Genomic DNA, 26,154 nt, shown 5'->3' with positions numbered 1-26,154 from the left:
GGGTCACGAGTCAGGGACGGGCACTTTTCTCCAGGAGGGAAGTGAGGGCGCCGATCAAGGCCGTACCCGACCCGTTCCTGAGGACGACGCGGAGGGTGTCCGGGTGGTGGCCGTGCGCGGGCAGCCCCGGACGTCGCCGGAGCCCGTGGGGCGCCGCAGCCCCCCGGCCAGGAGGTCGCGGGCGAACACCCACGGAATGCGTGGGCCGATCAAGGGGCCGAGAGACATACCGACGGCGTGAGGATCGGTGACGCGGTACCGCAGTTCCGCGGGCAGCGGAAGCGGCGGCCTGTTGAGAGGTCTGACATGCGCCCTGACAGCGCGGGTGACAGTGCCGGAATGCAGTTCCATTGAAGCCTCGAAAAACTGAGAAGAGCGTTTCCTCCTCAGCACCCTAGGCACGGGCTGCACGGGTGGTTTGTCGTGGAACGCACAGGCCTTGCCCGGGAAAGCACCGCTGCCGCGGCACGTCGTGACGGTCCCGGCGTACCCGGCTCACTGCCCTGGCGGAGTCGCATCGACACGGCTGGTGTGTCGGGCTGCGGCCGGTACACGCTGGGGCAAATGGCTCGCTCGGCGCGCTCCTAGCCTGGCTGCGACCTTGTGGGCGACTCCCCTGAATGATGGTCGACGGCCTGCCACCGCACGGCACCGCTTACCCTCACACCGACTTCGCGGCCATCGCCCGTGCGGCCATCGCTGCGCGGCCGGTGCCCGGGGCATCCGGGTGGAGAAGCTCGCCGAGGTGCGTGACGCCCTGCGCGAGGCCTGCGCCCACGGCGGCCCCGTACTGGTCGACGTGGTCACGGACCCCGACGCCCTCGCCATCCCGCCGAAGATCACCGCCGAACAGGTCACCGGATTCGCGCTGTCCGCGAGCCGCACCGTCCTCACCGGCGGCGTCGGACGCATGGTCCATCTGGCGCGCGCGAATCTGCGCAACGTCCCGCGCCCGTGAACCGGCCGCCCCGAACCGACGCACCCGAACGGCCTTCGCCGTCCCACCTCGCACCTAGGGACAGCCGTGGGAGTCGGCCGTCCGGGGCCGGCCGTTCGCACGGCGCAGTCGTACTGATCGACAAAATCAAGGAGCAAGCGTGAACGCCGAGATGGGCGACGAGGTCTACCAGCCGGACGGGACGGAGGTGCTGGACGGCACCGTCCTCTTGGACGCCGCGGACACCCTGGACTACCGGGCTGGTGACGAACCCATGGACGAGGGTTACTCGCCACCTGAGCGACCGTGGGGCGCCGAACACAGCGGGGTCACGGCTGGGGGGTGGTGGCGGGGGGGCGTGTTGAGTCGGCACGGAGCGCGGTGCCGGTGTTGCCGCCGGTCCTGCGAGCTCCGGGAGAACGCGCCTTCGCCCAGCTGAAATCCTGGCGGCTGCTCCGGCGAGCCAGATGCTCCACCCGCCGCATCAGCACCATCGTCCAGGCTGTCCACACGCTGCTGACCTGCAACTATCCAGGATGAGGAGGCCGAAGAAATCAGGCCGGCCTTCTCACCTATGGCTTCACGTCGAGACGCACGAGCGCGCCGATCTCCACAAGTTGGTCCGGCAGGGCCAAGTCGGAGACTCCCATGACCGTGCTGGTGGGCCGGTGCTCCCCGAAGTACTCGGCGTGAAGGCGTGCTGTCGTGTCGAAGTTCTCCCGCAGGCTCCTCACCAGAACCGTGGTCTCCACTATCTGGCTGCGCTCGGCTCCGAACTGCCTCAGCACCAGGTCCAGATTCTCCAGTGTGGTGCGGACCTGCAGTTCGAAGTCGCCGGCGCCCACGAAGTTGCCGTGACGGTCATGAGACAGCTGCCCCGACACGTAAACCGTGTCACCGACCTGGGTGGCCTGGCTGTACCCGTACAACGACTCCCACGGCATGCCGAACCCGAATACCTTCACCTGTGAATTCATGACTCACTCCCTTGATACAGCGCGCGGGGCCGTAGTTGCAGGCAGGCCCCTTGCGTGTAGAAGTTACGGGTCCGTACAAGCGATGCTTGTCTGGTAGCGCCGCCCGAGTGTTCTCTGCGCGCACAAAATTGGCTGCAGTGGGCTCCTCCAGGCGCCGGTGTGATCCAGCAGAGGATCAAAGGGGCTCATTAGGCGCCGCCTGCCCGCTTTGCGGATCTGTGCCGGAGATCCGAAACGCTCCAGCAGCGTGAGGACGGCCGGGTGCTGCAACCCCGGCCCCAGCACCGGTTCCAGCGATGGATGGATCTGGGTCAGCAGGCCGTGCAGTCGGTTGGCGACTCTGGTGGCTTCGCCGGCCAGGTCGTCGTCGAACCCGACGATCATCTCCAGCTCGGCGATGATGAACGCATCCCTCGCGTCCGTCTTGGCCTCACCGGGGTAGAGGTCGGCGATCCGCCGCATCGTCAGCCCCGGCAGGTAGGCGACCGAACAGCCCATGTCTTCGCAACAGCCAGCGGCAGGGCGCCGATCGAGGCTGGCTGGTCGACCACGACCAGCACGGTTCCGTGCTCGGCCTGGAGTTTCGCGAACAGCTCGCGGAGCTTGGGCGCGGTGTTGGGCAGGCGCTTGTCGAACGCCTTCTTCCCGGCCGGGGTGACGGCGGTGGCGTGGTGTTCGCCCTTGCCGACGTCCAGGCCGAGGAAGACGTCGATGTAGCCGGTGTCGATCACGCGCAGGCCCCTCCATCACGCTTTCGTCCGGCCTTGGCACGGCACCGAGCCGCCACATCCACGTTACGGAGAGCTCTTCCGGCTCGGGTGAAGCCGGTGCTAAAGCCCCTCAGCAGCGGTCCGTCGATGCCTACGGACCCGGTGACACCACCCCCCGGATCATCAACAACAGGAGGGGGAAGTCATGCCGGACCCGAAGGCCGGAGGCCCCATCGCGGAGCCACGAAAAAGGTAACGGGGGGCACGCTGCTGTTGCGGTTCCGGAAGGTTTCCCGGGCGGATCACGCCTGCCGCTGCCAGGTTGGGGTGGACTCTCTGCTGAGCTTGTCCTTCGACCCGCCGCGTCCTGCGGGCCGAGGTCTACGGCCACTCGGTGATCTCTTCTTTGAGGTTGTGTGGTGAGTTCGGTGGGCAGGGCGGTGGCGTCGGTTTCTGACGCGATCGGGTGGAGGCGGGCCCCCGCGAGGAGGTCGAGTCCCCTGAAGCGGCGGCCTCGGTCCACTCATCGTTCTGCTCGGCCAAGACCGCCCCGACCCGTCGGAGGGGCGGCGCGGTCGGGGAAGATGCCGACCACGTCGGTGCGACTCTCCTTGGTCAGGCGTTCCTGCGGGTTGTTCGACCAGATCTGCCGCCAGATCTCGCGCGGGAAGACAGCGAACGCCCGCACGTCGGCCTGCGCGGCGTCGAGATGCTCGGCGGACTTGGGGAACTTCGCCTCCAGAGCGTCGAGCACGTGCTTCATCTGGGCCTGGACGGCGTCGGCGTCGGGCTGTTCGAAGATGGTCCGCAGCAGCGTGGCCACCCAGGGCTGGGCCGACTTGGGCACCTGGCTGAGCAGGGACGCGGGCGTGGTGAGTGCGGCAGCGCTGCCAGCTCGCCCCGGGCGGCGTGGCGCCGATCGCGTTGATTAGGCCCATGTGGGCGTCGGAGATGGCCAGTTGGACGCCGGACGGGCCGCGGGCGACGAGCGAGCGCAGGAAGGCCGGCCAGCCCGCACCATCCTCAACGTCCACGCGCTGATCGCGGTCGCCGTCAACGCCGACGGCCACCGCGAGACCCTCGGCCTGGACTGATGCGGCCGCCCTCGCGGACCTTCTGAGTCAGGGCATTGACCCGGACGAACGAGTAAGTGCCTTGGTCCAGGGGACGGTTGAGGAACGCGGCGACCTGCTCGTCCAGATGCTTGGCCATCGCGCTGACCTGGGATTTCAACAGCTGGGTGACACCCAGGCTCTCGGCGCGTTTATCGACACGGCGAGTGAAGACGCCGAGCAGGTAGGCGGTGGCGACCACCCTGATGAGGGCCTGCTCGGCTCGCTGTCGGCGTTCGAGAAGCCAGTGCGGGAAGTAGCTACCGGTCCAGAGCTTGGGGACAGCCAGTTCGATCGTGCCGGCCCTCGTGTCCCACTCACGCGGGCGATAGCCGTCTGCGGTGATTGACTCTCTCCTCGCTGACCTGGCCGTATTCGGCGTTGCAGAGGGCGTCGGCCTCGGCGGACATGAGCGCGTCGGCGAACGTCTGATCATCGTGTGCAGCAGATCGGGACTCGCCGCGGCGAGGTTGTCTTCCGCGAGGGCGTGCAGGGGCGACTTTCAGGTGCGGTCATCGTGCTGATCTCCTTCGGGCTTCGACATTTCGAAGATCAGCCGGTGGCCGTTCGCCTATGCGGACTCCACCCCGATGCCGGAGCGAACTCCCGGACCAGGTCGAACCCATACACCACTTCCGCGGACGCAACCTTGCCACGTCATGATCGTGGTCTCGGCGTCTCTGACGCACGCATGCGGCGGTGACGCACGTATGACGCACGGGCTTCCTCGTATGCCGCGAGCGCCGTCGGCCTGTTGATTCCTACCGGCTCACCTGGCCCGCAGGACGTCGAGCGCTGTGAGTGCCACGTGTAGTTCGGTGCGGTGTTCGCCGGACTCGAGATCGCAGTCGAGTATCCGCTCGATGCTGCGCAGACGTTGGTAGACGGTCTCGCGCGACAGACCGCCGGAGCGGGCTGCCAGGGTCTTGTTGCCTGCCGCGTCAAGGTAGTGGCGCAAGGTCGTCAGCAAGTCCGTCCCGTGGCGGGCATCATGGTCGAGGAGCCGGCTGAGCCGGCGCTCGGTGAAGTCCTGGATCCGGATGTCCTCCCGGAGCGCGAAGAGAAGGCGGCGCAGGCCGATGTCGGATGGCTTGTGGTAGGAGCGTCCCGGCGGGAGCGGCTGACCGGGCTCGGTGGCTTCGGTGACGCGGGTCGCCTCGCGGAAGGATCGGGCGACATCGAAGAGGTCCGCCGCCTCGCTGCCCGCGCTGACGGTGGCCCCCGGCGCCAACTCGAGTACGGTGCGGCTCAGATGTTCGACCACGGGTGGGCAGGGCTGGCCGGAGCGCAGGGACAGGAGGATGCCGAGGCGCGTGGGGCCGAGAACGCCGACGAGGGCTTGTGTCCCCTGCTTCCTCAGCTCTTCGCAGAGGAGGGCCTCGCTTTTCGTCGCGTCCGTCTCTTGGGGGAAGTCCGCGAGCACGGCCATGAAGCCGCAGTCCTTGGTGGACAGACCCAGTGCGGCGACCCGGGCCGCGGCGTCAGCAGGAGAGTGGTGACGTTGTCCGACGAGGTCGCGCAGGAGATCGCGGTGTGCGGTGCGTTCCCAGGACACGGGGTGGATGACGCGGGCGATGGTGAGGGCCATCGCAGCTCTCTCCAGAACGGTCGCAGCCGTCGGGCCGAATGTCGAGGGGGTGGGGCGGCCCGACGGAGCGGGCAGCATGACCACCCGGCCCCAGCTTTCGCCCTGGTACTCCACGGATGTCACGAGCCAGCCGCCGGGTCCGGACACGGATGTGCGGCCGGCGGGAGGTGTCGCTCGTGAGCGCCGTTCCCAGTCGCTGAGCGCTGCCTCGACCGTGCTTGCGGAGGGCGCGCAGATGAGTGCCTGGTGGGCCAGGTTCTCCAGTACGACGGTATGGCCGCTCATCTCGGCGGCGGCACGTACGACCTCCTCGGGCACAGCGCCGCGCAGGGTGAGGGCGGTGAACGCCTCGTGAATGCGCTGGGTCCGGCGCATCTCCTCGGCCTGGTTGCCGAGGATGAGAGCGTGGACGACTTGTGTGACCTCAAGGAAGTTGACGTCCTTGGCCAGGGTCACGAGGGGGAGCCCGCGCGCCTCGCAGGCATGGACCAGGGCGTCCGGCGGGCGGTGGTATCGGCGGACCAGTTCGATGACCAGGGCCGCCGCGCCGACGTCGGCGAGTTCGTTCACGTAGCGGCGTACGCCGGCCGGCTCCTCGGGCAGCGGCATACCGGTCGTCAGCACGAGCTCGCCGCCCTTGAGGAAGGACGCAGGGTCGGTCAGCTCGGTCATGTGAACCCAGCGGACGGCGCGGTCGAGGAAGTCTGCTCCGGTGACGACCTGTGGCTGCCCGGCGGCGAGGACGGGAAGGGTCAGGACGTCGGCCACGGTGAGCGGATGGTTGGCGGTGGCCATGTCCGGGCCTGCCAAGGAGGCGTCAGGACCGTCGGTGACGGGCCGCGCAGCCGTGTGGTGGTTCTCGTGCATGGGGCCTCCCTGGGTGCTCCGTCACCCTGACAATCCTCGCTGACCTGCGCAAGAGCTCTGAAAGGGCTGCTGTGAGCAGGACGAGCGGGGCGTGATGCCGGGTGCGGCTGACACAACGTCCAGATGCCGTGGCGGGGGCGGACAGATCGCGCATTGGTGTCATCGAGGTACGCGGAGATGCTCGACCGGACCGGAGCCAGACCGACGATCCGCCGGGAGACGAACATGACTGCACTGTCGCCGCACCTACGCCAGGCCACGCCCGTGGTGGCGGCCCGGGGAGAGGGCGTCCACCTCTACGGTGAGGATGGCCGCCGCTACCTCGACTTCACCGCCGGCATCGGCGTGACCAGCACCGGGCACTGCCACCCCAGGGTCGTAGCGGCCGCCCAGGAACAGGTGGGCACCCTCGTCCACGGCCAGTACACGACAGTCATGCACCAGCCGCTGCGGCGGCTTGTCGACAAGCTGGGCGAGGTCTTGCCCGAGGGGCTCGACAGCCTGTTCTTCACCAACTCCGGCAGCGAGGCGGTGGAGGCCGCGCTGCGGCTGGCCCGGCAGGCCGCCGGCCGCCCCAATGTCATCGTCTGTCACGGCGGCTTCCACGGCCGTACGGTCGCCGCCGCCTCTATGACGACCTCCGGCACCCGCTTCCGGTCCGGCTTCTCCCCGCTGATGAGCGGTGTCGTCGTCACTCCGTTCCCGTCTGCGTACCGGTACGGCTGGGACGAGGAGACCGCGACCCGCTTCGCGCTGAAGGAGCTGGACTACACGCTCCAGACGATCTCCTCGCCCGCCGACACGGCCGCGATCATCGTCGAGCCGGTGCTCGGCGAGGGTGGATACGTCCCTGCCAACCGCGCCTTCATGGAGGGCCTGCGGGAGCGGGCGGACCGCCACGGCTTCCTGCTGATCCTCGATGAGGTACAGACGGGCGTCGGCCGCACCGGTCGCTTCTGGGGTCACGACCACTTCGGCGTCACGCCGGACATCCTCGTCACCGCCAAGGGCCTGGCCAGCGGCTTCCCGCTGTCAGGAATCGCCGCCTCCGAGGAGCTGATGGCCAAGGCGTGGCCCGGCTCGCAGGGCGGTACGTATGGCGCCAACGCCGTCGCCTGCGCCGCGGCCTGCGCCACCCTTGACGTCGTCCGCGACGAGAGGCTCGTCGAGAACGCCGAGGCGATGGGCAAGCGCCTTCGCCAGGGCCTGGAGGCGGTGGCCGAGCGGACCGCAGGCATCGGCGACGTACGCGGCCTCGGGCTCATGCTCGCCACCGAGTTCGTCACCGAGGACGGCAGGCCGGACCCCGAGACGGCCGCCCGCGTGCAGCGTGCCGCTGTCGACCAGGGTCTGCTCCTGCTTCTGTGTGGCGCCTGGAACCAGGTCGTGCGGATGATCCCGGCCCTGGTGATCGACGAGACGGCGGTGGACCAGGGACTCCAGGCATGGGCGGCCGCGGTGGAGGTCGGCACATCGGGAGCGGCGCGGCGATGACGCGGTCGGGCCGGGGTGGTGTCCTTTCCGGCCACACCGGCCCGCGCGTACCGAGGGTTCCTGTGCGGTCGTCACCGCGGCGACGGTCCACCTGGTGGCGACCGCACAGGCTTCCACACCGCTCGCTCCCTCGCGTCTTGAGTCAGGAGCTTGCGGAAGCCGCGCAGGAAGGCGGCCAGGTTCTCCGGCGCTGCTGTACGTCCAGCAGCGAGGTGGCTCGGACCTTCACCTCGTCTGCGCCGTCGCAGTCGAACTCGGCATGCACCAGGCACATCCCTCGGGGAGGCCGGTGACGGAGTCCGGGCCGCGGCGGACCCGCATGGCGGTTGCGCTCACGGAACGCTGATCTGCTTCCGGCTCTCGGACCTGCGCCGGGAGACGGCTGCGACTCAGTACCTCTGTCGGCCTTACGTTCCAGCACCATGGACGGCGGTCCCTCCCGCCCGCTGGACGGGAACCAGCCCAGCCACACCCCGCACACGGTGGCGAGGAGTGAGGCGAGCAGGAACTTGGGGAGCGAGGCGAGGACGCCGACGCCGATGGCCCCTGCCCCCCGGTGCGGTCGTCGCCGGGAGCCGAGATACAGGGTGCGGGCACTGACCAGCGCCGCGACCGCGATGGTGACCGCGAGCGCCCCGAGCATCAGGGTTATGGAGACCGCGAAGGCACTCGTCGCAGCGAGGCAACCCGCCCAACCAGTGCGCGAGATGCGTGAACGGTCCCTCGTCCAGACCCAGTTGCTCCCGTACCGCAGCCAGCTGCTCCGGGGTCGGATCCTGGTCGGCGGAACGGGCCCGCAGGACCGTCAGGGCGGGGTCATTGCCGGACAGCCAGGGCAGCATTCGGGCAATGAGGGCTCGGTCATTATGCTTAGGTGAGCCTTACTTGATCTGCCTCGGTAGGTGAATTTCTCAACCAATAGGATCGCTGGGCACGAGATAACGCCATCCGCGACTGGATGGCTCCGCTGCGGCGGGACCTGGCTCACCCCTGGTCCGGCTGACCCGCGTGCTCTTCGGCAGGGTCACGGACGTGATCTTCTGCTGCATCGGGGGTCGTGCTTCGTAGAGGGTGCGTAATGGATGTTCGGCAACTGGAGTACTTCCTTGCGATCGTTGATCGTGGGGGGTTCAACCGTGCGGCCTCGGCTCTGTACGTGTCGCAGCCGTCGCTGTCGCAGGCCGTGCGGGCACTGGAGCGTGATCTCGGTTCCGAGTTGTTCCATCGCATCGGGCGCAGGGCAGTGCTGACGGAAGCCGGAAGGGCTCTGATCGAGCCTGCCCGCGAGGCAGTGCGGAGTTTGGAGACGGCGCGAGCGAGTGTCGCGGCGGTGCACGAGCTTCGAGAGGGGCGCCTGGACGTGGCATCCGTGCCCTCGCAGGCGGTGGAGCCGCTGACGAGTCTGGTGAGTGCCTTCAGTCACCGGTATCCCGGCGTCTCCGTGGCCATCAAAGCGGCGTTCACCGCGCGTGACGTGACCGACATGGTGCGCACGGGTGCCGTGGAACTGGGGCTCTTGGCGTCCGCCGGGCCGCTTTCCGACAAAGAGGTCGTCTGCCATGCGCTGGGGCGGCAGCGCTTTGCGCTGATGGTGCCGGCCGACGGCCCGTTCGCTGATCGGACAGCGGTGGGGTGTCAGGAGCTTGCCGGACAGCGGCTGATCGTCGGGCAGCCGGGTACCGGAATGCGCGCCTACGTCGACGCGCTCCGGGAACAGGGCATCGAGTTCACCGTCGCCGCCGAGACCGAGCACCGGGTGTCGCTCATGCCCTTGGTACTGGCCGGGGTCGGGCTCGCGGTGGTCATGGATTCCTGGCGGGACCTCGCCCGGCAGCTGGGCGCCCGCGTCCTGGACATCGAGCCGGAGACCACCTTGGACATCGCTCTCGTCAGCCGCCGAGGCAGCCTGTCGCCTGCGGCCGCCGCGTTCGTCACGGCCGCCCTGTCAGCCGCCGGCAGCTGATAGGCGCCGCTTATAAGGGGTATCCGCTTTACGTCTTGGACGCCCCGTGGACCGCCTTGCTGCAATCGACGGTATGACGACCAACCACCGCATTGCCCTGATCCCCGGCGACGGCATCGGCGCCGAGGTACTGCCCCCAGCGCAGCAGGTGCTCGATGTTCTCGGCCGCCGCCACGGCTTCAGCCTGTCCTACACGTCCTACGACTGGTCGTGCGAGCGGTACCTGCGGGAGGGCGCGATGATGCCCGCCGACGGGATCGACCAGCTGCGCGACAAGGACGCGATCCTGCTGGGCGCCGTCGGCTACCCGGGGGTGCCGGACCATGTCTCGCTGTGGGGGTTGCTGATCCCGATACGGCGCAGCTTCCGCCAGTACGTCAACCTCCGGCCCGTCCGTGTCTTCGCGGGCATCGACAGTCCGGTGCGCGGCGCGCGGCCGGGCGAGGTCGATCTCGTCGTCGTGCGGGAGAACGTCGAGGGCGAGTACAGCGAGATCGGCGGACGGCTGAACCAGGGAACGGCCGAGGAGCTGGCCGTCCAGGAAGCGGTGTTCACCCGGGCCGGGGTCACCCGTGTCGCGGACTTCGCGTTCTCGCTCGCCGCCCGCCGCCGGGGGAAGCTCACCTCCGCCACCAAGTCCAACGGCATCATTCACACCATGCCGTTCTGGGACGAGCTGATCGCCGAGCGGGCCACCGAGCACCCCGGAGTCTCCTGGGACCAGGAGCACATCGACGCGCTGGCGGCCAAGTTCGTCCTCGACCCCGCCCGCTTCGATGTCGTCGTCGCCTCCAACCTCTTCGGCGACATTCTCAGCGACCTCGCCGCCGCGGTCGCCGGATCGATCGGCGTCGCCCCGGCGGCCAACCTCAACCCCGAGGGCGAGTTCCCCTCGATGTTCGAGCCGGTACACGGCTCGGCGCCCGACATCGCGGGCCAGGGCATCGCCAACCCGCTGGGCGCGATCTGGTCCGCGGCCATGATGCTCGACCACCTCGGCCACCCGGCCGCGGCCAAGGACATCACGGACGCGATCGCGTCGGTCCTGGCCAAGACCGATACCCGCACCCGTGACCTGGGTGGAACCGCGACCACCGCCGAGTTCACCGACAGGCTGATCGAGTTCCTCTGAGCCATGTTGTTCCGCGGTGGGCGGCGGGGACGACGCCGCCCGCCAGTCAGTCCCGCGCGCCCTCTGCCGCTGCTTCTCCCGCGTCCAGAACCAGCACCGCGACGTGCAGGGACGTGCGCTCCAGTCCTGACTCCAGGTCGCAGCCGAGGAGCCGCTCGATGGTGTGCAGGCGCTGGTAGTACGCCTGCCGGGACATCCCGGCACGTTTCGCCGCGACCGACTTGTTCCCGGCCGCCGCCAGATAGGCGCGCAGTGCCGGGACAAGATCGCCGCTGTTGCGGTCGTCGTGCTCGATGAGGCGGGTCAGTTGCCGTTCGGCGTACCGCTGAAGACGGGTGTCCTCGCGAAGGATGCCCAGCAACTCCGGCAGCCGGACGTCGGCGGGGACGTAGAACCACCGCTCGGGGGAGGCCGGTGTGATCGCCTCGGCCGTCTGCTCCGCCTCCTGCCACGACCGGGCGATCCCGCCGAGATCGGTCACCCCGGGGCCGACGGCGACGACTGCCCGCGGTCCGAGTTCTTCCCGGGCCAGGCGGCCGATCCGTTCGGCGACCGGCTGCCAGCCGCTCGCCTGTGCCAGAGCCATGAGGACACCGATGCGGCCCGGGGCCGTCTCGCCGACCAGGGCGCGGACACCGGTGTGCGTCAGCGCCTTCGCGATCCGTTCGTCGAGGTGCTCCCCCTCGGTGCCGGTGTACGGGTGGCGGATGACCACGGCGAACAGGCGGTGTCCGAGGGTGGGCAGTCCCAGTGCCTCGGCGCGGGCGCGGGCGTCCGCGGGGGAGCGGAAACGCCGTTCGTACAGGTCCCGCAGTACGGAGCGGTGGGCTCGCCGCTCCCACCAGGCTTGCCCCGCCAGACGCGCCATGGTCAGTGCGATCGCCGCACGCTCCAGCACCAGGACGTGCTCCGGGTCGGGCTCGGCGCTCAGCCGGTCCTCCAGCAGCACCAGCCGCCCCCACGGGCCGTGGTGGTCCTGCACCGGCGCGATCAGCCACCCCTCCGGGCCGCTCGGCGTGATCCTCTCCGGCGTCGGGGCGGCCCGCGAACGCCGCGACCAGGCCGACACCACCGGCTCGTACGGCCGGCCGAGCAGCTCGCACATCAGGACCCGGTGGGTGAGATCCTCCAGCACCACGGGGGCTCCGGTGAGCTCCGCGGTGGTGTGCACCAGTTCCTCGGGGTCCGCGCCCCGCAGTGTCAGGGCCGTGAAGATGTCCTGGATGTCCCGCCCGCGGCGCAGCAGGGCCCCCTGGGCGTCGAGGATGAGCGCGTGCACCGTGTGTGTGACGTCGATGAACCGGACGCCACGGGCCAGCTCGACCAACGGCACATCACGGGCACGGCACGCCGCCACCAGCTCCTGGGGCACCTTCTGGTACCGGTACCCGAGCTCCACGATCAGGCCGGCCGCGCCGACGTCCGAGAGCTGGTCGACGTAGCCGCGCAGCTCGGAGGCCTTCTCGGGATGCGGCACACCGGTCGTCAGGATCAGCTCGCCGCCCTCCAGGAAGTCCGCGGGGTTGAGCAGCTCTGTGACATGCACCCAGCGCACCGGGCTGTCCAGCCGTGACTCGCCTGCCAGCACGCGAGGCATCCCTTCGGCGAGCACGGGCAGGCGCAGTACCTCCCTGAGCGTGGGGAAGTGCCCGGTTGCGTGACGTATGGGTGGCATAAGTGGTGCTTTCTTCCGAGGGGAATCGGGCTCACCTTCGCATCGGCCACTCATCGTGACAAGAGGCGGCCCGTCATTCGGGCAGCCCGGTCGTCCGCCGTGACAGACCGTCTCAAGAAGGCCTGGAGGCGGAACACAGTGTGGGTTGCCCTGCGGGTTCTCCCGGGCGGAGAGTGAACGCCATCCCCAGCAGGACGCGAACCGGAAAGGTCCACACGGTGTCCGCACAGTGCTGGGGCCCCACTGCCACCCACCACACCATCGAGAGGAGCGACCTCATGCGCATCCCGAAGCGCGTCGCCGTGATCGGTGCCGGCAGCATGGGCAGCCAAACCATGTGGCGACTGGCCGCCCGCGGAGCCGAGGTCATCGGCTACGACCGCTACGCACCGGGTCACGACCGCGGCGCGGCCGGGGGCGAGAGCCGTATCTACCGAGCCGCCCACCTCGGCGAGCCGGGGTACATCCCGCTGCTGCGGCTGGCGGACCGGTTGTGGGAGCAGCTCCAGGCGGAGACGGGCCGGTCGCTGCTACGCCGCAGCGGCAGCCTTGTGATGGGAGAGACCGCCTCACCGTCCATGCGCCTCCTCCTGTCCACCAGCGCCGCACACGGGCTGGATCACGAGGTACTGGACCGGGAGGAACTCGCCCGCCGCTACCCGCAGCACCGGCTCCCGGACGGACACACCGCTGTCCTCGACCGGTTGGGCGCCGTCATCAGGCCGGAGGCGTCGATCCAGGCCGCCGCCGCCCGTGCCGAGCACCTGGGCGCCCGGCTGCACCGCTACACCACGGTGCGCGAGGTCGCCCCCGCGGCCGGCGGCGGGGTGCGGATCGTCACCGACCAGGGCACGGACCACGTGGACGCCGCCGTGGTGACCGTGGGCCCCTGGATCAACAACCTGCTCCCGGACCTGCCCCGGACCATCGACGTCCGCCGGGTGATCTGCTCCTGGCACCTGCCCACCCGCCACGACTGGTTCGCGGGCGGTGCCCCTTCCTTCGTGCGCGCCGCGCCCCACGACTGCTTCGGGATCCCGTCGCCCGACGGCATCTCCGTCAAGCTCGGTCTCTCCGTCAAATACCATGCGCCGGTGCCCGAGCCCGACCGGCTCGACCGTACCGTCCGCCCCGAGGAACTCGGTGTCTTCCGCGAGCTCATCGGTGAACTCATGCCCGACCTGAACCCCGACCCCATCAGGATGTCGGCCTACATGGAGGGCTACACGGAGTCCGGAAACCCGATCGTCGGTCATCTCCCCGGCGAGGACGACATCATCGTCATGGCCGGGTTCTCCGGCAGCGGTTTCAAGTTCTCGCCCGCGATGGGCGAGATCGCCGCCGACCTGGCGCTCGACGGCACCACGGAGCACCCTGTCGACTTCCTTGCTCCGGCAGGAGTCGGCGCCGCCTGATCCCCAGCGGTTGCCGACGTCATCACCCCCTCATGACGTCTCTGTCGTGAGCATGCCTAAAAGGGCCCGCACCGGCCCTGACCACTTCCCCGACGCAAGAAAGTGGAGCACTTCCATGCCCATTCCCTCGTTCCAGTTCCGCCCGAAGTACGTCTCGTTCGACTGCTATGGGACGTTGATCGAGTGGCCGATGACGCCCATCACGCGTGAACTCGTCGGCGACCAGATCCCCGCCGAGCAGTGGGACCAGTTCGTCAAGGAGTTCCGCGGCTACCGCTACGACTCGGTCCTCGACAAGTACTACCCCTACGAGCAGACGCTGCAGGCCGCCTTCGAGGGCGTCTGCCGCAAGTGGGGCATCAAGGCGGCCCCGGACGCGGGCAAGCGGTTCGCCGACGGCGTGCGCAGCTGGGGCCCGCACGCCGACGTGCCGGAGCCGCTGAAGAAGATGGGCGAGAACTACAAGCTGGTGATCCTCTCCAACGCCGACGACTCCGTCCTCGCCGAGAGCGTGCCCCGGCTCGGCGCCGACTTCCACGCCGTCTTCACCGCCGAGCAGGCCGGCTACTACAAGCCCCGCTACGCCGCGTTCGAGTACATGCTCGACCAGCTCGACGCGTCCCCCGAGGACTTCGTGCACGTCTCCTCGCACACCCGCTACGACCTGATGCCGATGCACGACATGGGCTTCCGCAACCTCGTCCTGCTGGACCGCGGCTGCGACCCGGTCACCCACGGCTACGACTACGTGACCGTCAAGTCCCTGGACGAGCTCAACCAGATGCTGGGCATCTGACGCCCGACGCGCACCCGCTCACCCACCCCCCCCGTCCGATCCGCACGTCGTCCCCGCATCACGGATTCCCCGTATCCCCGTATCCCCAGGAGGCACCGCCATGGAAACCAACCGGACAGGCCGCAGAAACGCATTCCGCACCGCAGGCGCCGTGGCCGCCGCGATGCAGGTCAACAGGCACCTGAGCATCCCGCTCGTCACCACCGCCCTGGCCCTCGCGCTCGCCGCGTGCGGGTCGACCGGCACCGCGCAGAACGCGGGGGCGAAGGGCACGACGCAGGGCGGGGGAGCCGGCGCGTCCGCCGAGCACACCGACGACATCTCGGTGGGCGTGAAGCCGGACCAGAACGCGGTGAAGCTGCTGCCCGCCACGGTGAAGGCCAAGGGCACGCTCTCGGTGGCGATGGACCTGTCGTACCCGCCCACCACGTTCATGGCATCGGACAACAAGACCCCGATCGGCTTCAACCCGGACATGTCCCGGCTGATCGCTGCCAAGCTCGGCCTGAAACTCCAGATCAACAACGTCAAGTTCGACACCATCATCACCGGCCTGCAGGCCGATCGGTACGACTTCACCAGCTCCACCATGGGCGCCACCAGCGACCGGCTGAAGGTGCTCGACATGGTCGACTACATCAACTCCGGGACCGGCGTGTCCGTCCCCTACGGCAACCCGCAGAAGCTGGGCACCCACACGCTGTGCGGGCACCGCGTCGCCGTCCCCTCCGGCAGCACCGCGGAGCTCCAGTGGCTGCCCCAGCTGTCCAAGCAGGACTGTACGAGCCAGGGCAAGCCGGCCATCAAGTCGGTGACCCTGCCCAGCGTCAACGACGCTCTGACCCAGCTGGTCTCCAAGCGGATCGACGCGGTGATGTACGACTTCACCTCGCTCGAGTGGGCGGCCGCGCAGCAGCCCAAGACGTTCGACGTCCTCAGGCCCCTGGTGGCCACCAAGCCCGCCACCGTCGCGCTGAAGAAGGAATCGCCGCTGACCCCCGCGGTGAAGGCCGCCCTCCAGTCGATCATCGACGACCCCAAGTACACCGAGGCGCTGGGCCGCTGGGGTCTCAAGGACCTCGGGATCAAGACCGCGGCCATGGCCGTCCCGCAGGACTGACATGTCCACGGATCTGATCGGTACGAAGACCGGGAGCCGACCGATGTCACCCCTGCTGGCCGAAGAAAAGAAGCGGATCACGCCGAAACGTCCGCGCGACTACGTCGCCTGGGCCGTCGCGATCGCGATCGTCGCCGGTCTGGCGTGGACCGCGGTGACGAACGAGAACTACCGATGGCCGGTGGTGTTCAGCTACTTCACCACCGAGACCATCCTCAACGGCCTGCTGATCACGCTCCTCCTGACCGCGGCGAGCATGGCCCTGGGCACGCTGCTCGGGCTGGTGCTGGCGGTGATGCGCATGTCGGACCAGCGGCCCGTCTCCGGGCTTGCCCAGCTCTACATCACCTTCTTCCGCGGCACCCCGGTGCTCGTGCAGCTGGTCTTCTGGTTCAACATCGCGGCCCTGTATCCGCACCTCTCGATCGGCGTCCCGTTCACCGACATCTCCACGCCGGTGAACGTGAACGCGATCATGACGCCGATGACCGCGGCCATCGTGGGGCTGACCCTCAATCAGGCCGCCTACATGTCCGAGATCATCCGCGGCGGGTTCGCCTCGGTCAGTCGCGGACAGCACGAGGCAGCGGAGTCCTTGGGCATGTCGGGGTTCACCAAGCTCCGGCACGTGATCATCCCGCAGACCATGCCGGCGGTCATCCCGGCCACCGGCAACCAGGTGATCGGCATGCTCAAGGAGACCTCGCTGGTGAGCGTGCTCGGCGTCGCCGACCTGCTGAACAGCGCACAGTCGATCTACGCCCGCAACTACCAGACGATCCCGCTGCTGATCGTGGCCAGCCTCTGGTACCTGATCATGACGCTGGTGCTGAGCGTGCCGCAGTCCATGATCGAGCGCCGTTTCTCCCGCTCGACCCGGGCGCGGCTGACCCCGGCCGCCATGCCGGCCGAGCCGGGGGCGAGCCAGCCAGTTCCCACCACGAGGGAGTCCCTGCTGTGAACGCCGACGGAACGATCGTCGCACGCAAGCTGTGCAAGAGCTTCGGACGTCACCAGGTCCTGCGTGACATCGACCTGACCGTCGCGGCCGGAGAGATCTCCTGCATCATCGGACCGAGCGGATCGGGCAAATCCACCCTGCTGCGGTGCATCAACGGCCTGGAGACCGTCGACCGCGGAGTCCTGCGAGTCAACGGCGAGGACTTCGGTTACGTCGAGAAGGACGACGCCTACCATGCCGTCCGCCCGCAGCGGCTGGCCGAGCAGCGTGCCCGCATCGGCATGGTGTTCCAGCAGTTCAACCTGTTCCCGAACATGACCGCCGAAAGCAACGTCATGTCCGGACCGGTGCTGGTGCAGAAGAAAAACCGCGCCACCTGCCGGGAGCAGGCACAAGAGCTGCTGGCCAAGGTCGGCCTCAAGGGCTGTGGCCACAAGTACCCCGCTCAGCTCTCCGGCGGCCAGCAGCAACGCGTGGCCATCGCCCGCGCGCTGGCGATGGAACCCACCATCATGCTGTTCGACGAACCCACCAGCGCGCTGGACCCCGAGCGTGTGGGTGAAGTACTCGCCGTCATGCGCGACCTCGCCGGCAACGGAATGACCATGCTGCTCGTCACCCACGAGATGGGCTTCGCCCGCGAAGTCGCCGACGAAGTGCTCTTCATGGACGAAGGCATCGCCGTCGAACGCGGCGATGCCCGCGAGGTCCTGGGCAACCCCCGTGAGAAACGAACCCAGGCCTTCCTCGAAAGGGTCCTGTAGAAGCGGCTGGGACCGACGTGACGTCCGCACCCTGCAGGTCCCGGTCCCCAACGCCCTCCAGTCAGACGTCGATCCGACGGTCGCTGACGTCGCCGTCGGCCGGGCCCCTGGTGCTGCCCGGCCGCGCCATCTTCGAAACTCCCCGCTAAGGACCCGACATGAAGACGATTCCCTACTGGATAGAAACCGCCGGGGCGTTTCCCGACCGATCCGGCAAGCCGCTGACCGAGGACACCGACCTGGTGGTCATCGGCGCCGGCCTGACGGGTCTGTCCACCGCCCTGCACTCCGCCCGCAAGGGCGCTCGCGTCACCCTCGTCGAAAAGGGCCAGATCGGCTCCGGTGCCTCCGCCCGCAACGGCGGCATGGCCAACCTGGGCTTCACCATCGGCGTGGGCCAGGCCATCCGCCGGTACGGACTGGAGCGGGCCCGCGAGATATACAACTCCTACGGCGAGGCCGTGGACACCGTCGAGCGGCTCGTGAACGAGGAGTCCATCGACTGCCAGTTCCGCCGCGTCGGACGCCTGGGCGTAGCCTCCCGCCCCGCCCACTTCGAAGCCAAGAAGGCCCAACAGCGCGCCCTGGCCAAGCACTTCGGACACGAGACCACTCTGATCGGCAAGGCCGAGCTGCGTTCCGAGATCGGATCCGACGCCTACCACGGCGGCCTCCTCGACCCGTTCAGTGCGGCCCTGCACGTCGGCCGCTTCGTGCGCGGTTTGGCCGAGGCGTGCGAGCGCGCCGGTGTGGAGATCCACGAGCGCAACGCTGCCATCGGCGTGCGGCGTACTGCCGCCGGCCGGTTCGAGGTCAGCACCGAGCGCGGAGTCATCCGTGCCGGGCAGGTCATGATGGCCACCGACGCCTACACCGACAAGAACTTCCCCTGGCTGCGTCGCCAGCAGGTCTGCGTGGGCAGCTTCATCATCGTCACCGAGCCGCTGGGCGAGGAGCTCGCCGGGGACATCATTCCCAAGGCCCGCCTCATCGTCGACTCGAACAAGGTCTGCCACTACTTCCGGCTCACCCCGGACAACCGGCTGCTGTTCGGCGGCCGCGCCCGCTTCGCACCGTCCGACCCCACCTCGGACAAGAAGAGCGGGGCCGTTCTGTTCCGTGAGATGTGCGAGATCTTCCCCCAGCTCTCCCGCACCAGGATCGAGTACGTGTGGGGCGGCTCCGTCGGCTTCGCCATGGACCGCATCGTGCACGCCGGGCAGACCGAGGACGGCGTCCACTACTCCATGGGATACGCGGGCCACGGTGTGCAGATGGCCACCCACATGGGGCACGTCATGGCCGAGGTGCTGGACGGCCACCCCGAGGCCAACCCCGTCCGCGACATCGCCCCGCCCCGCATCCCCCTCTACAACGGCACTGCCTGGTTCCTGCCCTTCGCGGGCGCCTACTACAAGACGCTCGACCGCATCCGCTGACCGGTCGGCAGCCCCTCTGCACCCACAAGGAGATACCCACGATGACTGTCGTCCGTGATGTTCCCAAGCAGCTGTTCATCGGCGGCGATTGGCAGGACGCCGAGTCCGGCCGGACCCTGTCCGTCGACAACCCGGCCACCGGCGAGGAACTGTGCCAGATCGCCGACGCCTCACCCGCCGACGGCCGTCGTGCGGTCGAGGCGGCGGTCGCCGCGCAGGCCGCCTGGGCCGCCACCCCGCCGCGCGTGCGCAGCGAGATCCTGCGCCGCGCCTACGACATCATCATCGCGCGCACCGAAGACCTCGCGCTGCTGATGACCCTGGAGATGGGCAAGCCCCTGGCCGAGGCGCGTGCCGAAGTGGCCTACGGCGCGGAGTTCTTCCGCTGGTTCTCCGAGGAAGCCGTGCGTATCGACGGCGGCATGATGACCGCCCCCGACGGCAGGAACCGTCTGCTGGTCGCCCGTCAGCCCGTCGGCCCCTGCCTCCTCATCACTCCCTGGAACTTCCCTCTGGCGATGGGCACCCGCAAGATCGGCCCCGCCGTCGCAGCCGGCTGCACCATCGTCCTCAAACCCGCCCCCCAGACCCCCCTGACCAGCCTCGCCCTGGCGGAGATCCTCACCGAAGCGGGCCTTCCGGCCGGGGTGCTGAACATCGTCACCACCACCGACGCCGCCGGCGTCGTCGAACCCCTCCTGCGCGGCGGGAAGATCCGCAAGCTCTCCTTCACCGGCTCCACCCAGGTCGGGCGGATCCTGCTGGCCCAGTGTGCCGACACCGTCATCCGCACCTCCATGGAACTGGGCGGAAACGCCCCCCTCATCGTCTTCGACGACGCCGACCTCGACGTGGCCGTCGAGGGCACCATGGTCGCCAAGATGCGCAACATGGGCGAGTCCTGCTGCGCGGCCAACCGCATCTTCGTCCAGAGCTCCGTCGCCGACGAGTTCGCCCAGCGACTCACCGCCCGCATGGCCGCCCTCACCGTCGGGCCCGGCACCGAACCCGGCACCGACGTCGGCCCTCTCATCGACCTCGCCGGCCGCAGCAAGGCCCACGACCTGGTGCGGGACGCCGTCAAGCGCGGTGCCACCGCCCTGACCGGCGGTGAACTCCCCGAGGGACCGGGCTGCTTCTACCCGCCCACCGTCCTCACCGGCATCGCCCCCGACTCCGCCATCATCGACACCGAGATCTTCGGCCCCGTCGCCGCGATCCGCGCCTTCGAGACCGAGGACGAGGCAGTCGCCGCCGCCAACGACACCGAATTCGGCCTGGCCGCCTACCTGTTCACCCAGAACCTCGACCGTGCCCTGCGTGTCGCTGAACGCCTCGAAAGCGGCATGATCGGCATCAACACCGGACTGGTCTCCAACCCCGCCGCGCCCTTCGGCGGCGTCAAGCAGTCCGGCCTGGGCCGCGAGGGCGGACTTGTCGGCATCGACGAGTTCCTGGAGTACAAGTACATTGCCGTCCCCGTCGGAGCCTGAGATGGGCGAGCGACTCGTCGTCCTCTACCGCGGCAACCGGCCCCCCGCCACCGACCGCATCGAAAGCCTCGCGGACACCGTCTACGCGACCGAGGAGGAACTGCCCTACCTCCTCCCCGGCGCCGACGTCCTCCTGGCCTGGGTGACCATCACCCCGGCCATCCGGGAGGCGTGGCCCGACGATCCGCAGAAGGCGCCCCGTTGGGTCCACGCGTCCTCCGCGGGCGTGGACTCCTTCCTGTTCCCCGCCCTGGTCGACGATCCGCGCCTTGTCCTGACCAACGCCCGCGGGGTCTACGAGCAGCCGACCGCCGAGTACGTCCTGGGCCTGATCCTCGCCCTCGCCAAGGATTTCCCCGGCACGTGGGAGCACCAGCGGCGCCGCGAGTGGCGTCCGCGCCCCAGTGACGGCATCACCGGACGCACTGTGCTGGTCTGGGGGACGGGGCCGATCGGCCGGGCCATCGCCCGGCTGCTGCGCGCCGTCGGGATGCGGGTGAGCGGTGCGGGCCGCAAGTCCCGCGCGGACGACCCCGACTTCGGCACGGTTCACGGTGCGGCGACCCTGCGCTCCGCCCTGACAGAAGCGGACTACGTCGTCCTGGCCGCCCCCCTCACGCAGGGCACCAGGGGAATGGTCGACGCCCCCGTGCTGGCGGCCATGAAGCCGGGGGCCCGGCTGATCAACGTAGGCCGGGGCGGACTCGTCGACGAGGAGGCGCTGGTCGACCACCTCGCCGCCGGACGGCTCGCCGGCGCGGCCCTGGACGTGTTCGCCCAGGAACCGCTGCCTGCCGAGTCCCCCCTGTGGAACATGCCCGGCGTGATGATCTCCCCGCACACGGCGGGCGAGACCACCAGCGAGCGGGAGGAGCTCGTCGAGATGTTCCTCGACAACTTCGCCCGGCACATCGAGGGCCGGCCGCTGCGCAACCTGGTGGACAAGCAGCGCGGATACGTGGTCGACGAAACGCCCCCAGCCTGAAGGCGAGTAGCACGCGCCCCGACCGGTGACTCCTACCGGTCGGGGCGCGTGCTACTCGCCTTTTCTCTCTCCGACTCGCGGCACCTGGCTGAACCCGGACGCCGGGCAGCATGGATGGGACCGGGCGGCAGCCGCCCGGTCCCATCGCCCCGTACCGCTTCGCTGAGCTGGGTTTATGAAACGGTCAGGTAGATCTTGCGCACGGTTTCGATGGTCTTCCAGACACCGACGTAGCCCGGCTTCATGACAAAGCTGTCGCCTGCCTTGTAGATCACCGGTTCGCCGCCTTCCGGCGTGAGTTCGATGACGCCGGAAAGGATGTGGCAGAACTCGAAGAGTTCGCCCTTGATCGAGTGCGTCTCGCCGGGCGTGGCTTCCCAGACACCCGTTTTGATCGTTTCCCCGCGGGCGGCGTCCTGGGCCCAGGTCTTGTAGGTCGGGTCGCCGGAAATCAGGCGTTCCGGCAGCGGGCCGGACTCCTGGGGTGCGAAAGAGGGGTTGGGATCGATGGTCTTCAGGAGCGACATGCTTTTCTCCACTGGTTCTGGGAACGGTGCGAATCGGGTGCGGACATACCAGGAGGTCACCGGGGCGAGTCAGATCAGGCTCATCACCCATCCACCACGGGTCTCGGCGTGCAGCAACCGGCGAGCCTCTTGGCGGGCAACAGGCCCTTCTCCTGAGCGAGTCAGGCCACGCACCGGCGGGCGGGCGAGGGCCTCGCGGTGCTGTCCGGCCTCCGCCGCCATGGTGATGACGTCGTGCGACTGCGCGCCTGTTGCCGCCCATCGAGTGTCTCCGACGCCCCGCACCGAGCTCAGACGTGATCTGTCCGTTGCGGGCACGATCTTCGGACGTTGTGTCAGGCGTGGGGCTGGGCGGCGACACTCACGGCCCGTTGAACGAGGGGATGCTGAAACCTCCGCGTATGCTCCCGCAGCGGTGCCTTCCGGCCAGTTCCCGCTGCCAAGGCTCCGCGATGAGACCCCAAGCCGGCGGCTTGGGGTGCTTGTGCTGTCAACGGCGGCCTGTGCGTTGCCGAAGACGCCCGGCGCCCGACTGGGCCTCCGTGACGAGCAGGATTCCCTCGACCGTTCGCCGAGGGGAACAACGTCCGTTTCCCGCACGGTCGCGGCCAGATCAGTCGTACGGGAGTGGCAGGAGGTGAGCGTGGCGTCCCGGGTGAGCAGGAGCATTCCGACGGGCTTGCCGAGGATCGTGCTTCGACCCGCGACAACGGCATGCTGACCTGCAAGATCGATGGTTCGCGGCGATGAGGCGTCCTTTTCCGGCGCGATGGCCTCGAACGCTGCCCGCTCATCGATGTGAGGGCCTACGGGGGTGCTGGCCTGCCTTCGCGCCACGCGCCCGCTTCATCGGTACGTACGTCACCGAAGCCGGATCTTCACCCGCCGGCACCGTTGCCGGGCAAGGCGTCACACCGACATGCCGCGCAAGCTCCGCCGCCTTGGGTGACATCTCCTCGGCGATGAGTCGGGCATCCGCGCTGCATCCGGCGCCGACAGCCAGTCGCTGATCCTGGGGTCAGGACCGGGCTGCTGGTGCCGCGGCGCGGGCCCGGTGCGCGCGGATCTCGTCGTGGTGGTCGGTGGCCCAGCCGATCAGGGATGTCACGATCTCGTGGAGGCCGCGCCCCAGCGGGGTGAGGGCGTACTCGACGCGCGGTGGGACCTCGGCGTAGGCGGCGCGGGTGATCAGACCGTCCTCCGTCAGCTGCCGGAGCGTGAGGGTGAGCATCCGCTGGGAGATTCCGGGGACCTGGCGTTGCAGGTCGGTGTAGCGCAGCGGGCCGGCCTCCACGACCGCGATGAGCAGCAGGCTCCACTTGTCGCCGACGCGGTCGAGGACCTGCCGGATGAACTCCATGTGCTCGGTGGGGATGCGGGCACAGGGCCCCACCGCCGCCGCGCCGCCCGAACTGCTGGTGACCTCCATGACGCACATCCCTCTCCGGCACGAACACCGATGTGCCTTTTGTATCGACTTCCATACTGGCCCATCATGGCGCTACGAACAAAAAGTAGGAATCGCAGCGCAGGCACGGGAGGCGCGCGTCATGAAGATCGAGATCTGGGCCGAGGTCACCTGCCCCTGGTGCGGACTGGGCAGCCACCGCGTCGACCGGGCCGTGGAGCGGTTCGAGCACGGCAAGGAGGTGGATGTCGTCCACCACTCGTTCCCGCTGAGCAGTTCGTTCCCCGTGGGTGAGACGTTCCGCGTCCGGGAGGTGCTGCTGAGCCGGTACGGCATGGGCGGCTCCCAGGCCGAGGCGTCCACGCGGCGGATCGAGGCGCTGGCTGAGGCCGAGGGGCTCCGCCCCTACATGGTGCTGGACAACCTGGTCGGCAACACCGATCTGGCGCACGAGTTCCTCGCCCATGCCTCCGCCGAGGGGAAGAACCGCGAAGCCTGGGACGCGATTCTCCGCGCCTACTTCGGTCAGGCCCGCCCAGTCTTCGGCATGGACGACCTGCTCGACCTGGGCCAGGAGATCGCTCTGGACCGGGAGACCACTCGCCGGGCGCTCACCGAGCGCCGCTACCGGCGGCAGGTGGGCGATGATGCCGCCCGCGCCCAGCGCCTGGGCGCCACCGGCGCGCCCTTCATCGTCGTCGACGGCAGGTTCGGCATCCCCGGGGCCCAGGACAGCGACGGCCTTCTCGACGTGCTGCGCACGGCCTGGGACGCCTCCCACCCGCTCACCCTCGGCACCGACGGCGACGCTCCGGTCTGCGGCCCCGACGGCTGCGCCGTACCGGCCCGCAACTGACCTCCACCGTTCACCCCACGACACACCCTTGATCATTTCGAAAGGCTGACCTCCCCATGTCCTACCTGCTGCACATCGATGCCTCCTCGCTCGACGAGGCATCCTTCTCCCGCCAGGTCGCCCGGTCCTTCCGTGACGCGTGGAAGGGCACGGTCATCCACCGCGACCTGGCCGTCCACCCCGCCCCGCACCTCAGCGCAGCGGGCATCACCGCCCGCACCACCGACCCCGCCGAGCACACCCCCGAGCAGGCGAAGGCCCTGGCGGTCCAGGACGAGCTGATCGAGGAATTCCTCGGCGCCGACGCCTACCTGTTCACCGTGCCGATGTACAACCTCACGATGCCGTCCGTGTTCAAGGCATGGCTGGACCAGATCATGGTCGCCGGGCGCACCCTGAGCTTCGACGGACCCCCTCCCACCCTCGGCCGCGCGGCCACGGTGATCTCCGCACGCGGCGGCGGCTACGGCCCCGGCGCCCCCAAGCACGGCATGGACCACCTGGTGCCCACACTGGAAACCGTCCTGGGCCACCCGGCCAACCTCGGCCTCGACCTGACGACGGTCCTGCCCGAACTGACCATGGCCCCGTACGTGCCGATGATGGCCCCGCTGCTGCCGATGCACGAGGCGTCCATGGCCAAGGCGCACGACGAGGCCCGCCGCCTGGGCTCTGCCCTGACCGGCCGGCCGGCCGCCTGATCCACCTCTGAATTGACCGAAAGGCGTTTGATCACCATGAGCAGCCTCCTTGTTCTCGGCGGCAGCGGCCGCACCGGCGCCCACGTCCTGGAGCACGCGGCCCAGCGCGGCCACCACGTCCGCGCCCTCGTCCGCAACCCCGACAAAGTGCAGGCACCGGCCGGTGTCGAGCTGATCCAGGGCACGCCCGCCAACATCGACGACCTCCGCAAGGCCGCCGAAGGCACCGACGCGGTGATCGGCGCGCTGAACAACGCCCGCACCTCCGACAACCCGTGGGCCATGCCGGTCAGCCCGCCCATGTTCATGACCGACGCCACCCGCAACACGCTCACCGTCATGGGCGAACAGGGCATACACCGCATCGTGCTCACGTCCACGCAGGGCTCCGGCGACGACTGGGCCCGGCTCAACCCGCTGGTCAAGGCGGTCATCAACCGGTCGAACCTCAAGGCGGGCTTCGAGGACCACACCGGCGTCGACCAGGCCGTCCGCGCCTCGTCCGGCATCGACTGGACCCTGGCCCGCGCCGTCACCCTCACCGACAAGCCCCTGAGTGGTCCCGTACGGGCTGCCGAGGCCGGCACCGAAAAGCCCGGCGCCCGTATCAACCGCGCCGACCTCGCCCAGTTCCTCGTCCGGACGATCGAGGACGACACATGGATCCGCGAAGCCCCCCTCGTCTGGAACGCACGAGGATGACCCACCCATGATCCACACCCACCTCATGCGCAACAGCTTTCCGGCCTTGGGCGCACCGTCCGTCGACGGCGACGCCGGACTGGAGTTTCGACGATCTTCAGAAGGCGTTCGGGGACGTGGCGCTCAGGCACGGCATCACGCGCGAGGAGCTGGGCCAGACCATCACCTACATGCAGAAGCTGGTCGCGTCAGGGGAGTTCATGCTGGCGACGACCCTGCTCCTCGCCAATCGCACGATCGAGGTCAGTTACGGCAGGGCCTACGCCCACCCGGAGAAGGACGGTGCCTCCACCTGGATGGCGACCGGGCCCGCCCACGTGCCCGGGGCACCGGAGATCGACAACCCCGGCGTGCTGCCGATGGCGCCCGACGAGCCCGGCGACACACTGTTCGTCTCCGGCGTCGTACGCTCCACCACGGGCAAGCCGCTGCCCGGCGCGGTGATCGATCTCTGGCAGACCACCGCCGACGGCCGGTACGCGGGTCTGACGCCCGAGCGGGCGGGCCCCCTGGAAGGCCTCGACGTCGGCGA

The 26,154-nt window shown here is 69.1% G+C and carries 22 protein-coding genes and 6 pseudogenes; 18 read left to right on the top strand and 10 right to left on the bottom strand.

Annotated elements, in window-relative coordinates; genetic code table 11:
* Positions 1-54 precede the first annotated feature (54 nt).
* A complete protein-coding gene (locus ABZ855_RS22030) occupies positions 55-351 on the bottom strand; it encodes an SsgA family sporulation/cell division regulator (RefSeq protein ID WP_360809250.1) in 297 nt (98 codons plus the stop codon).
* A 269-nt stretch (positions 352-620) separates the two neighbouring features.
* Here ABZ855_RS22030 and ABZ855_RS22025 point away from each other — a divergent pair.
* The 3 genes and pseudogenes from ABZ855_RS22025 to ABZ855_RS22015 all read left to right on the top strand — a co-directional run.
* A pseudogene (locus tag ABZ855_RS22025) lies at positions 621-958 on the top strand (thiamine pyrophosphate-dependent enzyme); the annotation flags it as partial.
* A gap of 139 nt (positions 959-1,097) precedes the next feature.
* The gene (locus ABZ855_RS22020; RefSeq protein ID WP_360809477.1) at positions 1,098-1,376 is read left to right on the top strand and encodes a hypothetical protein; all 279 of its coding nucleotides are present in this window, start codon (positions 1,098-1,100) and stop codon (positions 1,374-1,376) included.
* A pseudogene (locus tag ABZ855_RS22015) lies at positions 1,340-1,477 on the top strand (IS5/IS1182 family transposase); the annotation flags it as partial. The gene ABZ855_RS22020 and the pseudogene ABZ855_RS22015, both read left to right, overlap by 37 nt.
* 32 nt (positions 1,478-1,509) lie before the next feature.
* On the opposite strand, the gene ABZ855_RS22010 reads toward ABZ855_RS22015, so the two are convergent.
* The 4 genes and pseudogenes from ABZ855_RS22010 to ABZ855_RS21995 form a co-directional block, all read right to left on the bottom strand.
* The gene (locus ABZ855_RS22010) at positions 1,510-1,914 is read right to left on the bottom strand and encodes a RidA family protein (protein ID WP_360809248.1); all 405 of its coding nucleotides are present in this window, start codon (positions 1,912-1,914) and stop codon (positions 1,510-1,512) included.
* Between the two features lie 183 nt (positions 1,915-2,097).
* A pseudogene (locus ABZ855_RS22005) lies at positions 2,098-2,642 on the bottom strand (IS110 family transposase); the annotation flags it as partial.
* 454 nt (positions 2,643-3,096) lie between these two features.
* A pseudogene (locus ABZ855_RS22000) lies at positions 3,097-4,229 on the bottom strand (IS256 family transposase); the annotation flags it as partial.
* 276 nt (positions 4,230-4,505) lie between these two features.
* Entirely contained in the window at positions 4,506-6,191 is a 1,686-nt protein-coding gene (locus ABZ855_RS21995) for a PucR family transcriptional regulator ligand-binding domain-containing protein (protein ID WP_360809246.1), read from the bottom strand.
* A gap of 225 nt (positions 6,192-6,416) precedes the next feature.
* Here ABZ855_RS21995 and ABZ855_RS21990 point away from each other — a divergent pair, with 225 nt between their 5' ends.
* Entirely contained in the window at positions 6,417-7,685 is a 1,269-nt protein-coding gene (locus ABZ855_RS21990) for an aminotransferase class III-fold pyridoxal phosphate-dependent enzyme (protein ID WP_360809244.1), read from the top strand.
* Positions 7,686-7,827: 142 nt separating this feature from the next.
* On the opposite strand, the gene ABZ855_RS21985 is transcribed toward ABZ855_RS21990, so the two are convergent.
* The gene (locus ABZ855_RS21985; protein ID WP_360809242.1) at positions 7,828-8,328 is read right to left on the bottom strand and encodes a hypothetical protein; all 501 of its coding nucleotides are present in this window, start codon (positions 8,326-8,328) and stop codon (positions 7,828-7,830) included.
* 435 nt (positions 8,329-8,763) lie between these two features.
* Between ABZ855_RS21985 and ABZ855_RS21980 the strand changes: the two genes are divergently transcribed.
* Together ABZ855_RS21980 and ABZ855_RS21975 are read left to right on the top strand one after the other, a co-directional pair.
* Complete coding sequence (locus tag ABZ855_RS21980; RefSeq protein ID WP_360809240.1) at positions 8,764-9,648, top strand: LysR substrate-binding domain-containing protein; 885 nt, start codon at positions 8,764-8,766, stop codon at positions 9,646-9,648.
* A 73-nt stretch (positions 9,649-9,721) separates the two neighbouring features.
* On the top strand, positions 9,722-10,780 hold the full coding sequence (locus ABZ855_RS21975; RefSeq protein ID WP_360809238.1) for a tartrate dehydrogenase: 1,059 nt from the start codon (positions 9,722-9,724) through the stop codon (positions 10,778-10,780).
* A gap of 46 nt (positions 10,781-10,826) precedes the next feature.
* Here ABZ855_RS21975 and ABZ855_RS21970 read toward each other — a convergent pair whose 3' ends face one another.
* Entirely contained in the window at positions 10,827-12,455 is a 1,629-nt protein-coding gene (locus tag ABZ855_RS21970) for a PucR family transcriptional regulator ligand-binding domain-containing protein (protein ID WP_360809236.1), read from the bottom strand.
* A 278-nt stretch (positions 12,456-12,733) separates the two neighbouring features.
* Between ABZ855_RS21970 and solA the strand changes: the two genes are divergently transcribed.
* The 8 genes from solA to ABZ855_RS21930 all read left to right on the top strand — a co-directional run bounded on the left by solA (position 12,734) and on the right by ABZ855_RS21930 (position 21,428).
* A complete protein-coding gene (gene solA, locus ABZ855_RS21965) occupies positions 12,734-13,870 on the top strand; it encodes an N-methyl-L-tryptophan oxidase (RefSeq protein WP_360809234.1) in 1,137 nt (378 codons plus the stop codon).
* A 115-nt stretch (positions 13,871-13,985) separates the two neighbouring features.
* Positions 13,986-14,666 (top strand): haloacid dehalogenase type II, encoded by a 681-nt coding sequence (locus ABZ855_RS21960; protein ID WP_360809232.1) that lies wholly within the window; start codon positions 13,986-13,988, stop codon positions 14,664-14,666.
* A gap of 100 nt (positions 14,667-14,766) precedes the next feature.
* The gene (locus ABZ855_RS21955; protein ID WP_360809230.1) at positions 14,767-15,786 is read left to right on the top strand and encodes an ABC transporter substrate-binding protein; all 1,020 of its coding nucleotides are present in this window, start codon (positions 14,767-14,769) and stop codon (positions 15,784-15,786) included.
* A gap of 1 nt (position 15,787) precedes the next feature.
* The gene (locus tag ABZ855_RS21950) at positions 15,788-16,747 is read left to right on the top strand and encodes an amino acid ABC transporter permease (protein WP_360809228.1); all 960 of its coding nucleotides are present in this window, start codon (positions 15,788-15,790) and stop codon (positions 16,745-16,747) included.
* Positions 16,744-17,511 (top strand): amino acid ABC transporter ATP-binding protein, encoded by a 768-nt coding sequence (locus ABZ855_RS21945; RefSeq protein ID WP_360809226.1) that lies wholly within the window; start codon positions 16,744-16,746, stop codon positions 17,509-17,511. Before ABZ855_RS21950 ends, ABZ855_RS21945 begins: the two co-directional genes overlap by 4 nt.
* A 158-nt stretch (positions 17,512-17,669) precedes the next feature.
* Positions 17,670-18,950, top strand: a complete 1,281-nt coding sequence (locus ABZ855_RS21940; RefSeq protein WP_360809224.1) for an FAD-binding oxidoreductase — start codon at positions 17,670-17,672, stop codon at positions 18,948-18,950.
* A gap of 41 nt (positions 18,951-18,991) precedes the next feature.
* Positions 18,992-20,443 carry an NAD-dependent succinate-semialdehyde dehydrogenase gene (locus ABZ855_RS21935; RefSeq protein ID WP_360809222.1) on the top strand — a complete coding sequence of 484 codons (1,452 nt, stop codon included), beginning with the start codon at positions 18,992-18,994 and terminating at the stop codon, positions 20,441-20,443.
* A gap of 1 nt (position 20,444) precedes the next feature.
* Positions 20,445-21,428 (top strand): D-2-hydroxyacid dehydrogenase, encoded by a 984-nt coding sequence (locus tag ABZ855_RS21930; RefSeq protein ID WP_360809220.1) that lies wholly within the window; start codon positions 20,445-20,447, stop codon positions 21,426-21,428.
* 173 nt (positions 21,429-21,601) lie between these two features.
* Here ABZ855_RS21930 and ABZ855_RS21925 read toward each other — a convergent pair whose 3' ends face one another.
* The 3 genes and pseudogenes from ABZ855_RS21925 to ABZ855_RS21915 all read right to left on the bottom strand — a co-directional run bounded on the left by ABZ855_RS21925 (position 21,602) and on the right by ABZ855_RS21915 (position 23,384).
* Positions 21,602-21,955, bottom strand: a complete 354-nt coding sequence (locus ABZ855_RS21925) for a cupin domain-containing protein (protein ID WP_360809218.1) — start codon at positions 21,953-21,955, stop codon at positions 21,602-21,604.
* Positions 21,956-22,534: 579 nt separating this feature from the next.
* Positions 22,535-22,907 (bottom strand): annotated as a pseudogene (locus ABZ855_RS21920) (bifunctional 5,10-methylene-tetrahydrofolate dehydrogenase/5,10-methylene-tetrahydrofolate cyclohydrolase); the annotation flags it as partial.
* Positions 22,908-22,973: 66 nt separating this feature from the next.
* A complete protein-coding gene (locus tag ABZ855_RS21915; RefSeq protein WP_360809216.1) occupies positions 22,974-23,384 on the bottom strand; it encodes a helix-turn-helix domain-containing protein in 411 nt (136 codons plus the stop codon).
* Between the two features lie 121 nt (positions 23,385-23,505).
* On the opposite strand from ABZ855_RS21915, the gene ABZ855_RS21910 reads away from it, so the two are divergent.
* The 4 genes and pseudogenes from ABZ855_RS21910 to ABZ855_RS21895 all read left to right on the top strand — a co-directional run.
* Positions 23,506-24,219: a DsbA family oxidoreductase gene (locus tag ABZ855_RS21910; protein ID WP_360809214.1), complete on the top strand. Its 714-nt coding sequence runs from the start codon at positions 23,506-23,508 to the stop codon at positions 24,217-24,219.
* Between the two features lie 56 nt (positions 24,220-24,275).
* A complete protein-coding gene (locus ABZ855_RS21905) occupies positions 24,276-24,920 on the top strand; it encodes an NAD(P)H-dependent oxidoreductase (protein ID WP_360809212.1) in 645 nt (214 codons plus the stop codon).
* A gap of 36 nt (positions 24,921-24,956) precedes the next feature.
* A complete protein-coding gene (locus ABZ855_RS21900) occupies positions 24,957-25,622 on the top strand; it encodes an NAD(P)H-binding protein (protein ID WP_360809210.1) in 666 nt (221 codons plus the stop codon).
* 170 nt (positions 25,623-25,792) lie between these two features.
* Positions 25,793-26,107 (top strand): annotated as a pseudogene (locus ABZ855_RS21895) (catechol 1,2-dioxygenase); the annotation flags it as partial.
* Between the last annotated feature and the right edge of the window lie 47 nt (positions 26,108-26,154).

The sequence above is a fragment of the Streptomyces sp. NPDC047042 genome (assembly GCF_040644035.1).
GTDB lineage: Bacteria > Actinomycetota > Actinomycetes > Streptomycetales > Streptomycetaceae > Streptomyces.
The sequence above is the reverse complement of the archived record's forward strand: the minus strand, read 5'-3'. Positions and strand labels throughout refer to the sequence as shown.

Coding starts and splice junctions, on each gene's coding strand:
- ABZ855_RS21985 (WP_360809242.1), bottom strand. CDS start 8,328: ATGCTCGGGGCGCTCGCGGTCACCATCGCGGTCGCGGCGCTGGTCAGT.
- ABZ855_RS21990 (WP_360809244.1), top strand. CDS start 6,417: ATGACTGCACTGTCGCCGCACCTACGCCAGGCCACGCCCGTGGTGGCG.
- ABZ855_RS21980 (WP_360809240.1), top strand. CDS start 8,764: ATGGATGTTCGGCAACTGGAGTACTTCCTTGCGATCGTTGATCGTGGG.
- ABZ855_RS21930 (WP_360809220.1), top strand. CDS start 20,445: ATGGGCGAGCGACTCGTCGTCCTCTACCGCGGCAACCGGCCCCCCGCC.
- ABZ855_RS22030 (WP_360809250.1), bottom strand. CDS start 351: ATGGAACTGCATTCCGGCACTGTCACCCGCGCTGTCAGGGCGCATGTC.
- ABZ855_RS21915 (WP_360809216.1), bottom strand. CDS start 23,384: ATGGAGGTCACCAGCAGTTCGGGCGGCGCGGCGGCGGTGGGGCCCTGT.
- ABZ855_RS21950 (WP_360809228.1), top strand. CDS start 15,788: ATGTCCACGGATCTGATCGGTACGAAGACCGGGAGCCGACCGATGTCA.
- ABZ855_RS21905 (WP_360809212.1), top strand. CDS start 24,276: ATGTCCTACCTGCTGCACATCGATGCCTCCTCGCTCGACGAGGCATCC.
- ABZ855_RS21935 (WP_360809222.1), top strand. CDS start 18,992: ATGACTGTCGTCCGTGATGTTCCCAAGCAGCTGTTCATCGGCGGCGAT.
- ABZ855_RS21995 (WP_360809246.1), bottom strand. CDS start 6,191: ATGCACGAGAACCACCACACGGCTGCGCGGCCCGTCACCGACGGTCCT.
- ABZ855_RS21940 (WP_360809224.1), top strand. CDS start 17,670: ATGAAGACGATTCCCTACTGGATAGAAACCGCCGGGGCGTTTCCCGAC.
- solA (WP_360809234.1), top strand. CDS start 12,734: ATGCGCATCCCGAAGCGCGTCGCCGTGATCGGTGCCGGCAGCATGGGC.
- ABZ855_RS21970 (WP_360809236.1), bottom strand. CDS start 12,455: ATGCCACCCATACGTCACGCAACCGGGCACTTCCCCACGCTCAGGGAG.
- ABZ855_RS21975 (WP_360809238.1), top strand. CDS start 9,722: ATGACGACCAACCACCGCATTGCCCTGATCCCCGGCGACGGCATCGGC.
- ABZ855_RS22010 (WP_360809248.1), bottom strand. CDS start 1,914: ATGAATTCACAGGTGAAGGTATTCGGGTTCGGCATGCCGTGGGAGTCG.
- ABZ855_RS21955 (WP_360809230.1), top strand. CDS start 14,767: ATGGAAACCAACCGGACAGGCCGCAGAAACGCATTCCGCACCGCAGGC.
- ABZ855_RS21900 (WP_360809210.1), top strand. CDS start 24,957: ATGAGCAGCCTCCTTGTTCTCGGCGGCAGCGGCCGCACCGGCGCCCAC.
- ABZ855_RS21910 (WP_360809214.1), top strand. CDS start 23,506: ATGAAGATCGAGATCTGGGCCGAGGTCACCTGCCCCTGGTGCGGACTG.
- ABZ855_RS21960 (WP_360809232.1), top strand. CDS start 13,986: ATGCCCATTCCCTCGTTCCAGTTCCGCCCGAAGTACGTCTCGTTCGAC.
- ABZ855_RS21925 (WP_360809218.1), bottom strand. CDS start 21,955: ATGTCGCTCCTGAAGACCATCGATCCCAACCCCTCTTTCGCACCCCAG.